This window comes from Ekhidna sp., assembly GCF_965228795.1.
In the GTDB taxonomy this organism is placed as follows: Bacteria; Bacteroidota; Bacteroidia; order Cytophagales; family Cyclobacteriaceae; genus Ekhidna.
On record NZ_OZ245839.1, the window covers coordinates 894,325 to 908,709 of the forward strand.

12 protein-coding genes are annotated in these 14,385 nt (G+C 40.8%); 7 read left to right on the forward strand and 5 right to left on the reverse strand.

Going from position 1 to position 14,385, the window contains the following annotated elements; all coding sequences use genetic code 11:
- Positions 1-97 precede the first annotated feature (97 nt).
- The 5 genes from atpC (at position 98) to ACQK2H_RS04095 (ending at position 3,940) form a co-directional block, all read left to right on the forward strand.
- Entirely contained in the window at positions 98-349 is a 252-nt protein-coding gene (gene atpC / locus ACQK2H_RS04075) for an ATP synthase F1 subunit epsilon (protein ID WP_420316665.1), read from the forward strand.
- Positions 350-510: 161 nt separating this feature from the next.
- Complete coding sequence (locus ACQK2H_RS04080) at positions 511-1,053, forward strand: RNA polymerase sigma factor (RefSeq protein ID WP_425390196.1); 543 nt, start codon at positions 511-513, stop codon at positions 1,051-1,053.
- Positions 1,043-1,624 carry a hypothetical protein gene (locus ACQK2H_RS04085; RefSeq protein ID WP_425390197.1) on the forward strand — a complete coding sequence of 194 codons (582 nt, stop codon included), beginning with the start codon at positions 1,043-1,045 and terminating at the stop codon, positions 1,622-1,624. Before ACQK2H_RS04080 ends, ACQK2H_RS04085 begins: the two co-directional genes overlap by 11 nt.
- Entirely contained in the window at positions 1,608-2,627 is a 1,020-nt protein-coding gene (locus ACQK2H_RS04090) for a hypothetical protein (protein WP_425390198.1), read from the forward strand. Before ACQK2H_RS04085 ends, ACQK2H_RS04090 begins: the two co-directional genes overlap by 17 nt.
- Positions 2,628-2,683: 56 nt before the next feature.
- Entirely contained in the window at positions 2,684-3,940 is a 1,257-nt protein-coding gene (locus tag ACQK2H_RS04095; RefSeq protein ID WP_425390199.1) for a CHASE2 domain-containing protein, read from the forward strand.
- Here the strand turns inward: ACQK2H_RS04095 and ACQK2H_RS04100 are convergent.
- Complete coding sequence (locus tag ACQK2H_RS04100; protein WP_425390200.1) at positions 3,912-4,523, reverse strand: aminotransferase class IV; 612 nt, start codon at positions 4,521-4,523, stop codon at positions 3,912-3,914. The genes ACQK2H_RS04095 and ACQK2H_RS04100 overlap by 29 nt on opposite strands.
- 129 nt (positions 4,524-4,652) lie before the next feature.
- Here ACQK2H_RS04100 and ACQK2H_RS04105 point away from each other — a divergent pair, with 129 nt between their 5' ends.
- Positions 4,653-7,505, forward strand: coding sequence for a CHAT domain-containing protein (locus ACQK2H_RS04105; protein ID WP_425390201.1), 2,853 nt, complete (start codon positions 4,653-4,655; stop codon positions 7,503-7,505).
- A 150-nt stretch (positions 7,506-7,655) separates the two neighbouring features.
- On the opposite strand, the gene ACQK2H_RS04110 is transcribed toward ACQK2H_RS04105, so the two are convergent.
- Positions 7,656-8,756 (reverse strand): fatty acid desaturase family protein, encoded by a 1,101-nt coding sequence (locus tag ACQK2H_RS04110; protein WP_425390202.1) that lies wholly within the window; start codon positions 8,754-8,756, stop codon positions 7,656-7,658.
- A gap of 354 nt (positions 8,757-9,110) precedes the next feature.
- On the opposite strand from ACQK2H_RS04110, the gene ACQK2H_RS04115 reads away from it, so the two are divergent.
- Positions 9,111-12,362: a VPS10 domain-containing protein gene (locus tag ACQK2H_RS04115; protein ID WP_425390203.1), complete on the forward strand. Its 3,252-nt coding sequence runs from the start codon at positions 9,111-9,113 to the stop codon at positions 12,360-12,362.
- 69 nt (positions 12,363-12,431) lie between these two features.
- On the opposite strand, the gene ACQK2H_RS04120 is transcribed toward ACQK2H_RS04115, so the two are convergent.
- Genes ACQK2H_RS04120 through ACQK2H_RS04130 form a run of 3 tightly spaced genes read right to left on the reverse strand, consistent with a single transcriptional unit; the run spans position 12,432 to position 14,375 of the window.
- Positions 12,432-13,400, reverse strand: a complete 969-nt coding sequence (locus tag ACQK2H_RS04120; RefSeq protein ID WP_425390204.1) for an aminodeoxychorismate synthase component I — start codon at positions 13,398-13,400, stop codon at positions 12,432-12,434.
- On the reverse strand, positions 13,384-13,695 hold the full coding sequence (locus ACQK2H_RS04125; RefSeq protein ID WP_425390205.1) for a DUF6787 family protein: 312 nt from the start codon (positions 13,693-13,695) through the stop codon (positions 13,384-13,386). The genes ACQK2H_RS04120 and ACQK2H_RS04125 overlap by 17 nt, the downstream gene beginning before the upstream one ends.
- Positions 13,692-14,375 (reverse strand): RluA family pseudouridine synthase, encoded by a 684-nt coding sequence (locus tag ACQK2H_RS04130; protein ID WP_425390206.1) that lies wholly within the window; start codon positions 14,373-14,375, stop codon positions 13,692-13,694. The genes ACQK2H_RS04125 and ACQK2H_RS04130 overlap by 4 nt, the downstream gene beginning before the upstream one ends.
- Positions 14,376-14,385 lie beyond the last annotated feature (10 nt).

A 14,385-nucleotide genomic window follows, 5' to 3' on the forward strand; every position in this document is an offset into this window, starting at 1 on the left:
CCACCTACATATCATCTCAACTTTAAAAATCGTTTCCCCCTCCATGGAGCGGTTCGACGTTTCGAGGGTTAGGGGTAGGAAAATAGAATAAATAATTATGTTTCTAGAGATAGTAACACCAGACGAAAAAGTATTTGAAGGCGAAGTAGTGAGCGCTTCCTTTCCAGGCAGTGATGGATCTTTCCAGATTTTGAACAATCACGCTGCTATGGTTTCGACGCTTGGTAAAGGTGATATTCGTTACAAGCCCGAAAAGAAAGAAGAAATTCACCTCCTTGTAGAAGGAGGAGTTGTGGAAGTGATGAACAACAAAGTGAATGTTCTGGTAGAAAAGATATTCAGCGAATAAGCTGAACTTTATAAGGTTCAAAAGCCATTCTGACGATTTATGTTGGAATGGCTTTTTGTTTTTATACACGAACCAATCCGATGTGAATTTAATTGTGGATTCTTTTTTGATAGTAGACAACCAACCGTACCTAATTTGCATTCTCCTATCAAATGCTTCTTTTGAACACCAACGACCTAATCGATAAATGTAAATCAGGTGACCGCAAGGCTCAGCAGATACTTTATCAACGGCTAAATGTACCAATGATGGGAGTCTGCATCAGGTACATGAAAAGCGTGGAAGATGCAGAGGATGTTTTGCTCGAAGGCTTTTATAAAGTTTTTAAAAACCTTAACGGATTTAATTACGAAAGTGAGAACGCTTTTTTCGGGTGGGTTAAGCGGATTATGGTCAATGAAGCGCTGATGAAGCTTCGAAAAAATAAGGATATCCAAATCCTGGCAATAAATGAAGATTTGGATAAAGAGATTGATGTTTCTCCTTTATCTGAATTGCAAGCTGCTGATCTACTGAAATTAATCCGATCCATTCCGGTTGGATACCGAACAGTATTTAATCTATATGAAGTAGAGGGTTACTCGCATCAGGAGATAGCAGAGAAGCTTGGTGTTTCTGTAGGCACTTCCAAATCACAACTTTTTAAGGCGAAAAAACTCCTGAAAGACATGTTGAACAGTAAAGATCAAGGATATGGCTCTTAATCAACTTTCTGAAAAATTAGATACGCTCGATAGTAAAGATATTGGAATTGATTTCGATGAAGCGCGTGTATGGAACCGGCTAAATGAACGATTAAGTAGTAGGAGATATCCGTACTATTGGTGGATGGCCGCTGCAAGTTTATTCCTGTTAACCTTGCTGCCTATTACGATACTCAAGGAGACGCAACCGGTTATTAATGTGTACGATAAATCGGCTGTGGTTAAATCTAAGATTCAAGAACCAATTCATGAAATTCAAGAAGAACCTTTGGAATTAAATACTCATATAGTTCCTGTGATCACGCCTCGACTAAGAAAGCATGCGGAATTGAAAGCTGCTGTAATAAGTAATCCAAACCTCACTTTGGTTCCGATAGAACTAAGTGAGCCTTCAAAAGAACAAGTAGTATTTAATCAAAACGATATTTCAATAATCCAGGCGAGTCTAGAATCACCAACAATTGAAAATGGAAGAAAAGTGACCATAAGAGCTCAATGGCAAAAATCTCCCAACGAAGTACCTGTCAATTATCAAGCATTAAAAATTAAGCTCTATGAAAAAGATGAATAAACTTAAAATAATAATATCTGTCTCTACATTCCTTTTAGTCTCTGCGGTTCTGGCTCAGAGGTCAAAGCAACCCACTTATCCGGACACATTACTCGTTGAAACAGAAGCGAAAATTAACCTTAAGGTTGCATTTTATCGTGCATCAAGTGGTAACACCTACTTGACCGATCAATTGTGGAATTCTATCCTTAGTGTGATGGAAACCGCAGCACAATCTTCTGATTATAGTGGAGGAGTCGTAGTGAGTTATCGCAATGTTGAACATTTGGGTGAGGAAGCAGCTAAAGTTCAAATCAAACCCATCGAAGAAAATTCGGACATTTTTTTAATAGGAAAGGATGAAATGAAGGAGTATAGATCGGATAGATATGAGTTTGAATTATATCAGTCGAAGGTTGCCATTTCCTTTACACTCAATGATCTGGATGATCTTGATCTAATCAAGAAAGTAAGTGTTGAAGCAATTTGGAAAGGTTTAAAGCAAAAGCAAGAAGAGATTGACTTCAGGAGAACGACCTATGATATGTCCGGAGAATTGAAATTCGGGCAACTAAATGTCAAAAAAATTGATAAGGGGACCCCAAAAGATTTCATTGAATTCAGCGCAGGCGTAGGCCTGGGTTACTATGCAGATCGGTTTGTGCCTGACATTAGTTATGATATTTCGTTTCGGTTTCAGGATAGGTTTGGGAAGCCTTCCACCAAATTTGGATTGCTATATACGCAGCATTACTTCGTTTCGAGGGGTGAGGAAAATGATCTTAACATTGACCTGAATGGCTTTTTATCGGGGTATTTTGCGATTAACACATCGAGTGAGAAAGAATATGGAGTTGGCTTTGGTTACTTGATCAATCAGCAGGGAGGTTTCTACCAGGGTCACACCTATAAAATGACTGTTTACAATCGGAAATCTTCAAAAACCAGCTTAACTCCCGAATTGATATTTACAGATGGGTTCAAAAAAGCATTTCCAGCACTGAGGTTTGGGTTGACATTCTAACGAAATACCCCAAACTGGGGATTTTGAGCAACGAATGAATCAACTATTTTTAACAAATGAAACGATTCATCGCCGACACCATCCTATGCTCCCTATTCATTTTTGGAATTATGGGAGCATTTGCTTCACTCACATTTTTGAAAGTATTTGATGCATTTGATCCAATTGGTGAAATGTTTGCAGATTTTGAACTAACAGATATTGTTTTTTCGCAGCTGCAGGATGATCCGATTGCCGATGAACGAATCGTAATAGTGAATATCGGTGAAATACCCAGAGAAGGAATTGCGCGTCAAATTGAGATAATTAATAAATACAATCCGAAAGTCATAGGATTAGATGTAATGCTGGATGCTCCAAAGGAATGGCCTGAGGATAGCGCGCTCACACGGGTCTTATCTGAGACACCAAATATTATCATTGGGGAGAAACTAATTAATTACAATGAGGAATTGGGAGAGTTTGAAACGACCATCAAGCCTGAAGACCATATCGTACAAGAGTCAGCATTAGGATATGTGAATATGATTACAGATGCTAGAACTCAAGAAGATTTAAAGATGTGTCGGGATTTTACCCCTTTTGAAACGGTAGCTGGAGAGACACGATATTCTTTCCCTGTACGGTTGGCGTATGCGTATGATTCAGCAATGACAGAGAAATTCTTAGCCAGAGGAAATGATGTAGAAGTCGTTAATTATAAAGGAAATATTATCAGCTTTTCAGCTGCTCAATATGGAATGAAGTATTTCGCATTGGATGTATACGATGTTTTTGATGAAAACTTCACTGAGGATCTTTTCAAAGACAAAATTGTCATTATGTGTTTCTTGGGTAAGTACATCGGAGACACTGAGACAACTGAGGATTATTACTTTACCCCGATGAACGAAAACTATGTCGGAAAAGCAAAGAATGATATGTTCGGTGGAGTAGTCCATGCGAATATTATTTCTCAAATTCTGGACGATGACCCCATTGATCAGATGTCTGAAAAAGCACAAATAGCATTAGCCATATTCTTCTGCCTATTCAATGTCTTTTTATTTAAAATTATTTACGGTGCTATGCCCAGATGGTATGATGGAATTACTAAAATCTTTCAATTGATAGAAGTTGCAGGACTTGCTACGTTAATGATCTATCTGCTATTGGTTTTTAATTATAAGGCTGATTTTACACTGTCAATGATCGTTATCGCACTTTCTGGAGACTCGCTGGAAGTCTATCATGGAGTGGTTAAAAACCTTTTTTCAAAAGAGCGGCGGAAAGAAGTATTTAAAATCAACCGTGGTTTTTGGGAATATCGATAGCTGATATAGGCAGCTCCAACTCTCCTAAGTCCATCATGGCATTGATTAAACTGATCCTTTCAAAATTTTTTAAATCCTGAATTTGAATGGTGGACTCTTTGATTTTAGCCTCATTTAAAAGCTGCTGTCTCCGCACGCCATTTAATAAAAAGCTGTCCGGTGTGAGCCATGCTTCCCCATCCCAAAGTGCCAGATTAAAGTATGACCCGTCAGTTATTCGATCGTTTATTGCGATTAGTATATCATCTGCAGAGCTCTGCGATATTAATTTATTAATATGATTCCGATCTTCATATTTAAAAGCATAGTCAAACGGCTTGGAAGAAACCACTTGTAGCGATTCGATTTTTCTTGGATGATACGCTGCAAATTCTATGTCATACTCCGCATCCTCCGAGTCAAGATCATAAATCAAACGTACCTTATAGGTGCCTTCTAATTTGATATGCGGTAAAATTTGAATTAGATCATGAGAAAGCTCTTCAGCCGCATAGGTTTTGAAAGTATTATCCATGCGCTGCTGATGGAGTTCCAGGTTAATGTAATTGCCATCTCTTAAAAGAATACTTTCTATGAATCTCATTTTTTTTCTCTCCTTGCAAAATTCTAACTTTATATTAAAATATTCCTAACACCCATGAGAAGATTCCAATTACTTATTTGCTTACTCTGCATAAGCACCATCTCTTATTCACAAAGTTTTTTCAAAAAATTGAAAGAAGCAGTAGAAGATCAGGTCGAAGATGTGGATTCAGAGTCTTTAATCAACAAAGATGATCGGATGGAGGATTTTCGAAACAAGCAATTAATAAAGGATACCTCCAATTACAATTATATTTTTTCTCAAGGGAGTAGGGCATCTTTTTTTGCAAACAGGGAAGGAAAAGAAAGTATTCTACTGACCTTGGCTAAGAACTATGAAGATGAGGAAGAAGGAATAGAGGCAGTAGATTTAGAAATATATGAACAAGCGTTTGATGCAAACAGGACCGGAGAGCGATTAATTTATGTCAATCCATGGTCAGCTAACCTGAGTTTTTTGGAAGCACTTGGATTGTTGACTAACGAATTGTCTTACTCTGAGGTGTTACTTGATTCAGCCTTTGAAATTGCTGATTTGGTAGATGTTGACACTATGAGTATGCCTGAAAAATATGCACTTGGAAAAACCATCGCTAATATTTCCATTGTTATTCACGCCGAGGGCCGATACAATCTTTCGGAGGACTTTATCGTCCAAACCACCAGGTATTTCAATGAACATATCGGTGAAAATAGCATTGCATTAGCATCGCTAAATAACAATCACGCGGTAATAGCACAGTCCCAGGGACGATTTACAGAGGCTGAAAATTATTTCAATGTAGCAGAAGAAATCATTCGGATAAATGATCGTGTTGGATCTCTTTCACATGCGATAATTACTAGTAACAGGGCATTGCTTTACAATGAAATTGGTCAGTATGAAGAGGCTAAATCAGCGATTCAGCGTGCCATTGACATGGCTTCCGGTGAATTGAGACAAAAAGGGCGAGATAATGTAAGCTTTCAGATTAATCAAGGGCTGATCTATTACAGCTCTGGGAATTATGAACAAGCAGAGCGTGTTTTTAGAGAGATCATTGAACTGAAAGAGAAACGATTCGCCAAAAATCAAACTGACGTTGGGAATATAAAAAATGCTTTGGCTGCTACCTTGATGGAATCAGGAAAGCCAGGAGAAGTTCCAGAGTTGCTGAATGATGCACTAAGCATATTTGAAAGAAAATATTCAACAAGTCACCCAGCTTATATCAAGACCAAGCATAATCTCGGAAGGTACTACTTAGCGTCAGGTGATTATGCGAATGCATCAACGACTTTATCAGAGGTGAACGAAACCTATCGTTCATTCTTTGGCGAGCAACACCCTGATTTTCTAAGTTCCTTGGAGGATCTAGCCGTTACTTCATGGAAATTGAAAGAATATCCTTTAGCAAAGTCACGGTTTCAACAAGTGATAAATACGAATCTGGAGCTAGTTGAGAAATACTTCGGTGCGATGAGTGAGTATGAGAAGGGGCAGTACTGGGCGAAAGTCAGACCTTCCATATTGAAATTTTATGCCTATGCTGTTGACCAGGGGTCAACCGATCCTTCTTTGTTGACAGATATGTATAACCTGCACTTGAAAACTAAGGGGATTTTATTGAGCGCATCCTCAAAAGTGAGGGAACAGATACTTTCCAGTGACAATGAGGATCTTAAAAATACCTATCGGGAATGGGTTGAAGCTAAAGAAAACCTTTTGCTTTATTACTCGTTTTCGAAATCGCAACTTCAAGAGCAAAAAATTGATCTGGCAGAAGTGGAAGCAAAGGCCAATAAGTTAGAAAAGGAGTTGAATAAACTTTCTACTGCGTTTGCGCAATCAAATAAGCTTCCTTCTACTACCCTGGCTGATGTGAAAGCCAAATTAGGGCCACAAGATGCTGCGGTTGAAATCATAGGATACCCTGTGTTTGAAAATACGTTTACTGATCAAAAACAATACGCCTTTCTTATTGCCGAGTTAAATACGGTTCACCCTGATCTTGTGGTTATTGAGGATGGTCAGGAGTTAGATACTAAGTATGCCAAAGCTTACCTGAATATGATCAAGGTAAAGGCCAAGGATCGTATCACTTATGATAAATTTTGGCAACCTGTGGATGAATTGCTAGGCGGGAAAGAGAATGTGCATTTATCTCTTGACGGTATTTATTTTCAGGTCAATATTGGCGCACTCCAGCGACCGGATGGATCCTATGTTTCAGATGCGTTCGACCTTCATTTGTACACTAGCACGAGGGATATAGTCAAGTCTAAGAAAGATGGTTTTGCCTCCAAGCGAGCTGATTTCTTTGGATATCCTGACTTTGGTGCAAAGGGGTTATTAGCTGCTCTTCCGGGGACAAAAGCAGAGATCGAGGCAGCAAGTCAGATTACCAGGACAAAAGGATTCGCCACCGATATTTATATGCAGAATCAGGCAACAGAGGAGCAATTCAAAGAAATAAAATCTCCGTCATTGTTGCATGTGGCCACTCACGGGTTTTTCCTGCCGGAGAGTCAAGCTTCCGGGGAAAAGGTATTTGGTGTTGAGGTAAGTGAGGCTAAAGACAACCCGCTACTTCGATCTGGACTAATGCTCGCAAACGCAGAACAAACGATGACCGAAGCTACACAAGGAAATGAGGTAAATACGACTAATAATGGCGTTCTGACTGCTTATGAAGTGATTACATTGGATCTGAAAAATACAGACTTAGTAGTGCTGAGTGCATGTGAGACGGGATTGGGTGAAATAAAATCCGGTGAAGGAGTTTATGGATTGCAGAGAGCCTTTCAGGTAGCAGGCGCAGAATCAGTAATTATGAGCCTGTGGAAAGTGAGCGATGAAGCCACCATGCAACTGATGACAACTTTTTATAAAGAATGGATGGGAGGAAAGCCGAAAGAACAGGCATTCTTTGCCGCACAAAAAAAGCTCAGAGAAACCTTCCCTGAACCCTATTATTGGGGTGCTTTTGTGATGTTGAATTAGAAAATCCCCTCCTTGGAGGGGTTTGGGGTGGGTATTGGAATTCTACTAATCAATTCAAAATGAAAGAATTAACACAGTCCAACTTTTCCTTCTCCTATGAGGAGACTATTGGCGTCATTTTGAATTAATTAGGGAATATAATTGGATGTTTTAAGCAACCTGCACCTTCAAATCCTTGGCACTTCCCATTTCTTTCATGTGTCTGAAGTGGCTTGCCACCGCTGCACCAAAAGAAGGAAACGCATAATAAGGGAGTTCAAATTCCTTGACAGTTTTTTGCACTAGTTTGGAAATAGCCGGGTAATGCACGTGACAAATATCTGGAAATAAGTGGTGCTCGATCTGAAAGTTTAGCCCTCCCAAAAACCAAGATAGCACTTTATCGTCCATGCCATAGTTGCAGGTAGTTTTCAGTTGATGTGCTACCCAGCTGTGCTTTACACGCTCATCTTCTTCTTCGAAGAACTCAGCAGGCTCTACTACATGGGCAGTTTGAAAAATCATGGCGAGCATGATCCCAGTAATGCAGTGAGAAGCAAATATCATGAGAATGGTGATCCATGCAGGAACCGAAATGAGCATAACTGGAAGAACAAGAAACACCACCCAGTAAAACACCTTTCTCAGGATTACTTTGGTCAGTTCCTTTGGAAAATCTTTTTTCTTGATCAGTCCGTCTCTTCTGTAATCAAATACCTTGACAAAATCTTTAGTTGTGATCCACTCCAATAATGGCACGCAATAAAATATTGGGGCATAAATGTGTTGAAACTTGTGAAACCATTTGTGAGGCTGATTGGTATTGTACCTGAATACAAATCGAGGTAAAATATCCTCATCAGAATGCTCAAGGTTAGTGTATGTATGGTGAAGTACATTGTGCTGGATGTGCCAGATGAGCTTATCTACCCCGACTATGGTTGCAGAAAAAGTCATTAGGTTATTCATGGTCTGATTTTTAAAATAAGAACCATGAATGGAGTCGTGCATGATGGTTGTTCCGATAAATGCTTTGCCAATACCCATCAGCATCCAAAGTCCCATGAGTAACCAGAGATTTGTGAAACCAGCCAATATCAATAGGAAGTAAGGCACCAGGTACATAGCCAAAACAGAAATGGTCTTGATGATCATTTGGCTGTTTGCATTTCTTTGGATTTGGTTATCCTGAAAGTATGCATTTACTCTTGTTCGTAATGCAGCCGCAAACTCCCTGTCTAACTTATTCTCAAATTTGTATCTGATAATCATGCGTATATGTTTCTTTTTCAAGCAAACACCCCTAACACGAGAATGTTTTTTGTTTTGAACCCTGACGAAAAATTTCCTTTTTGAAAATTTTTGTCAGGGTAACCCAGACAAAGCAAAGCTTTCGTCTGCCCTTTGGGCAAATTATGCTTATTGCATAATTTGGGTTGAAAGCGCAAAGTTACTAACAAAACGCCTGAGCCCCAATCGGATACATCGGCTGATCACCTGTTTCTGACGATTTTTTGGATGGAATTTATGATTACCATTCTCATAGCTTTAAAGCCGTCAATAAATATGCGTGTGGTGTCTATTTTGATTTCTGCCTAACTTAGAAGAAACCTAAACCTTAAAATCATGAAGCGTTTATCCTCACTTTTGCTCCTATCGTTTGTGATAGGAACCGTTTTTACTCTTGAAGCTCAAAGAAGGTCAAGTAGTTCAGCTACGAAACCGATTGATTCGGAGCTTTTCTCAAATCTAAAATTCAGAAACATTGGGCCGGCATTCATGTCAGGACGTATTGCAGACCTGGCCATTGATCCTACCAATGAAAATGTTTGGTATGTGGCTGTTGGCTCAGGCGGTGTTTGGAAGACCATCAATGCAGGGACCACTTTCGAGCCCATTTTTGACGATCAGCCCGTGTATTCCATTGGGTGTGTCACCATTGATCCGAGCAATCCATACACGATTTGGGTCGGTACCGGAGAAAATGTAGGAGGTAGACATGCCGGTTTCGGTGATGGCATTTACCGAAGTACTGATGGTGGAGCCAGTTGGACCAATATGGGGCTGAAAAACTCCGAACATATTTCTAAAATTATTGTACACCCGGACAACTCAGATGTCATTTATGTCGCTTCACAAGGACCACTTTGGAGCCCTGGAGGCGATCGTGGATTTTTTAAATCAACCGACGGTGGCAAAACCTGGAAAAAGACACTAGGTGATGATCAGTACACCGGAGTGACAGATATGGTTGTTGATCCAAGAGATGCTAATAGAGTGTATGCAGTGACCTGGGAGCACCACAGAACCATTGCTGCCTGGATGGGTGGAGGTGAGAAATCACGATTATACCTAAGCGAAGATGGTGGAGATACCTGGACTCAGCTAAAAACGGGTCTGCCAGAAGGCAAATGGGGAAAAACAGGCTTAGCTATTTCACCCATCAACCCGGATGTATTGTACGCAGCTATTGAACTGAACCGAACGACCGGAGGTGTGTGGAGGTCAGCAAATAGAGGTGGCAGTTGGACGAAGATGTCTGATGCAGTAGCAGGAGCCACAGGACCTCATTACTATCAGGAAATATATGCATCTCCTCACAAATTTGATCGCCTGTATATGATGAATAACAGGCTTATGAAATCAGAAGATGGAGGAAAGACTTTTGAAAACATGGACGAAACCGCAAAGCATGGTGACAATCATGCGGTGGCGTTTAAAATGTCTGATCCAAATTATGTGATGGTTGGAACAGATGGTGGTGTTTATGAAAGTTTTGATCTGGGTGCTACGTGGAGATACATGGAAAACCTTCCGATCACCCAGTTTTACAAAGTAGCAGTGGATGATGCTGAACCATTTTACAATGTATATGGTGGTACTCAAGATAACAGTACACAGGGAGGTCCTTCACGGACAGATAATCTGCACGGCATCCGAAACGCCGATTGGCAAGTTGTTTTAAACTGGGACGGTCACCAGCCAGCCACCGAACCTGGAAATCCAAACATCATGTATGGTCAGCGGCAACAAGGCACGCTTTCCCGAATTGATCTGAAGACAGGTGAAGTAACAGACATTATGCCTCAACCTGGCCCGGACGAAGACTTTGAGCGATACAATTGGGATGCACCTATTTTGGTATCACCACACGATCCGGCGACCATCTACCATGGATCTCAAAGATTGTGGAAGTCGACAAACCGAGGTGATAGCTGGACAGCATTATCGGGTGATTTGACTCGAGATCAAGAGCGTTTGGCATTACCAATCATGGGAGGAACTCAGAGCTGGGATTCTCCTTGGGATGTGGGAGCTATGTCTAATTTCAACACGATCACTTCTATTGCCGTCTCTCCGCAGAACGAGCAAGTCATTTTCATTGGTACAGACGATGGACTCATTCAGGTGACCGAAGATGAGGGCCAAAACTGGAGGAAGGTCGAAGTGAGTGCGATGGGAGTTCCATCCAGATGCTATGTAAATGATGTGAAGGCAGATCTTTTTGATGAAAACACGCTGTATGTGGCACTAGATAACCACAAGGAAGGTGACTATCGTCCATATTTGGTGAAAAGTACAGATAAAGGAAGAACATGGACAAGAATAGAGAATGGTCTTGGAAGCAAGAATCTGGTTTGGAGAATTGTACAGGATCATGTCAATAAAGACCTAATGTTTGCTGCTACTGAGTTTGGTGTGTATTTCACAGTTGATGGAGCTCAAAGCTGGACTGAGCTCAAAGGTGGTATTCCTACGATTTCCTTCAGGGATTTAGCTATTCAGCGAAGAGAAAATGATTTGGTAGCCGCTTCATTTGGAAGAGGATTTTATATCCTGGATGACTATTCGGCACTTCGAAACGTGAATAAAAATCAGATTGGCCAGGAAGCTACTTTGTTTGAACCCCGAAAAGCATGGTGGTATGTTGAACGTCCGGTGTTGAGCTTCGATGATAAGCGAGGGTCTCAAGGATCGCAACTTTATGTGGCACCTAATCCTGATTTTGGAGCTGTATTCACCTATTACTTAAAAGACAAATACAATAGCCTGGAGGAGCAAAGGCAAGCCAGTGAGAAAGGAAAAACTGGTAATATTCCATTCCCGGGTTGGGATGCACTGGAGGACGAGACAAGAGAAATGGATCCGTTCGTTTATCTGGAGATCAAAGATCAGGCTGGAAACATCGTCAATCGAGTGAAGGCGACCAACAAGAAGGGTTTCAATCGTGTGGCTTGGAATCTACGAGTGGGGGTAACAAAGGTTGTTGATTTAGAAGGTGATTTTGGTAATGTCAACGGGCTTCTATGTGCACCAGGCACTTACACAGCTACCCTCCATAAATATGAAAGAGGAAGCTTTAGTCAGATTGCCGGCCCGGTGAATGTAGCGGTAGAGCCATTGTACGAAGGGACGCTGGAAGGAAATCCAATGGACGAAGTGGTTGCCTTCTGGAGAGCATATGAGGACCTGAGCAGGGATGTAGGCAAGCTGGGCATCCAGTTGTCGAAAACCATGAAAATGGCAGACATGCTCCATAAAGCTGCAGGACATGCGAATGTGAGTAGCGAAGTTTTAGCTGAGGTTGCCACACTTCGAAGTGAATTAGGAAAGCTGGATACTGAATTCAATGGTAATCCTGCTAAAAATCAGGTTGGTGAAAAGAGCAGACCTACGATTGGCGCGAGATTATTTGCATTGAATAGAGGAATCACAACTTCTACTTACGGTCCAACTGAAACTCACGAAGAAACCATGCGCATTATTAAGGAGCAGTGGACGGACATGATGGCAAGGCTGGAAGCGCAGCGCATCAAAGCGCAAAGCATCGCTGATAAAGTGGTAGAAGCAGGAGGTTCCTGGGTAGAGGGGAGGTAAATCAACTTTTTTCTACCTTCTTCAATAAGACCTCCGAAGTTTTCAAAACTTCGGAGGTCTCTTAATGTTCTATATAGCCAAATACACCTTATCCACCATTTCCTGGTATTCTTTTTCTGCTTCGCTAAATGAAGTGATTCCACCACCACTACAAAACATCATTCGATCTTGTTCTTGTTTGATGAATCTAATCATCACACCTGTATCCAATGATTCCCCATCAAAATGTCCGCAGATACCTGTGTAATATCCTCGATCGTAGGACTCTGCTTGCTGAATGATTTTGATGGTCTCAGGTTTCGGCGCTCCGGAAACAGAACCAGCAGGAAGAAGCTTGGCTAAAATGTTTCCTAGACTTCTTTTCCATTTGCTTCCAAGGTACCCTTTGATTTCAGAGCTTACTTGTAGCAACTGTTTGTCATTAGTCTCCAGGTGGTCGATGTATCGAAACTTTGTGACCAGCACTTCTTTAGCTACCTGGCTGAGATCATTCCTTATCAAATCCACAATGGTGACATGTTCGGCTGTTTCTTTTGGGTCAGTGAGGATGGTCTGCTCAGCATTAGGGATCGAAGCATCGATGGTTCCTTTCATTGGATAGGAGTATATGTGATCATCCTGAATTTTCACAAACGTCTCAGGAGAGAAAACAACAAATTGATCAGGCACCAGCAGTTTGTACTTAGCTTGAGAATACTGGAAGATTTCTTCCAGGTTCAGATTCGTTTCTATCGTGGTTTCAAAAGTGAGGTTGGTAAGGAATGAATTGCCTATGTTGATTTGGTGGATGACCTGATCGAAGGCCGATTTAAATAGTGAATATTTTACTGGATATTTTTCAAAGTTAACCTGTCGACTGTCGACTGTCGACTGATTTATACCTTGAACTTTATTCTCAATATTCAGGTAAAATTTGCTTGCCTGATCACTACTTTGAATACACCACCTCTCCCCAAAAAAATCACAATAAAAAGAAAACGGCTGATCAGCCGATCCAAGATTATTTAGCTTCGATATCGCTTCATTCTTTGTCAGCATTCACTTTAATGCCAAAGCGCTTAAGCATTTTTTGCTCGTACTTCCAGAAGAAGTCGAATTGTCGAAAGAGGAATCCGTAAAAAAGTAAGATGACATTGTAAACTGGGAGTATTAACACCCAGTAGGATATCTGAAACCAGAGTGGACGAACACCATCTTCAAAAAGTAAATTGATCAACGGCTTTTTGATTAATACAACGGTAGTTCCAGTACAGGCAAATACAATCATAATGATCACCAATTGCCAGTTGCTTTCCAGGCCCCACTTATCTTTTAATTTTTCAATCCAGCTCATTTCAATTCTTTAATAAATGCTTCGAAATCCGGCCATTTTGGTTTAGAGATCACTTTAATCGGTTCATTCTTTACCGGATGTACGAACTCTAGCTTGTACGCATACAAATCAATGCTTTTATCAGCATTAGGTTTGTTAAAGCCATACTTTACATCCCCTCGAATGGATGTACCATTTTCCCGCATTTGAATTCGGATCTGATGAGGACGTCCGGTTTTTGGCTTTACTTCCAACAGAGACACCTTACCGAGAGAGGCCAGCATTGAATAACTCAACAAAGCTTTTTTGGCATTTCCTTTTCCGGGTTTTCGAACATGCGCCTTGTTTTTACCTCCATCTTTATCCAGCCAGTGAACAAGCTCCTGTTCAGGGTGTTTCGGTGCGCCATCCACCACTGCAAGATAAGTTTTCGTTATTTCCTGATCCCTAAACAATTTGTTCATCCGCTCTAACCCTTTTGAAGTACGAGCGAATATTACTAGTCCACCTACAGGGCGGTCGAGTCTGTGACAAGGTTGACAAAAAACATTACCAGGCTTGTTGTATTTTTTTCGAATGTATTCGGTAGCCCAATCGGTCAATGTACCATCACCGGAATCATCTCCCTGCACCAACCATCCGGCTGGCTTCTCCACGATTAGTAGATGATTGTCTTCGTATTTAACAATTGGTTTATTCATATTGGGTCAG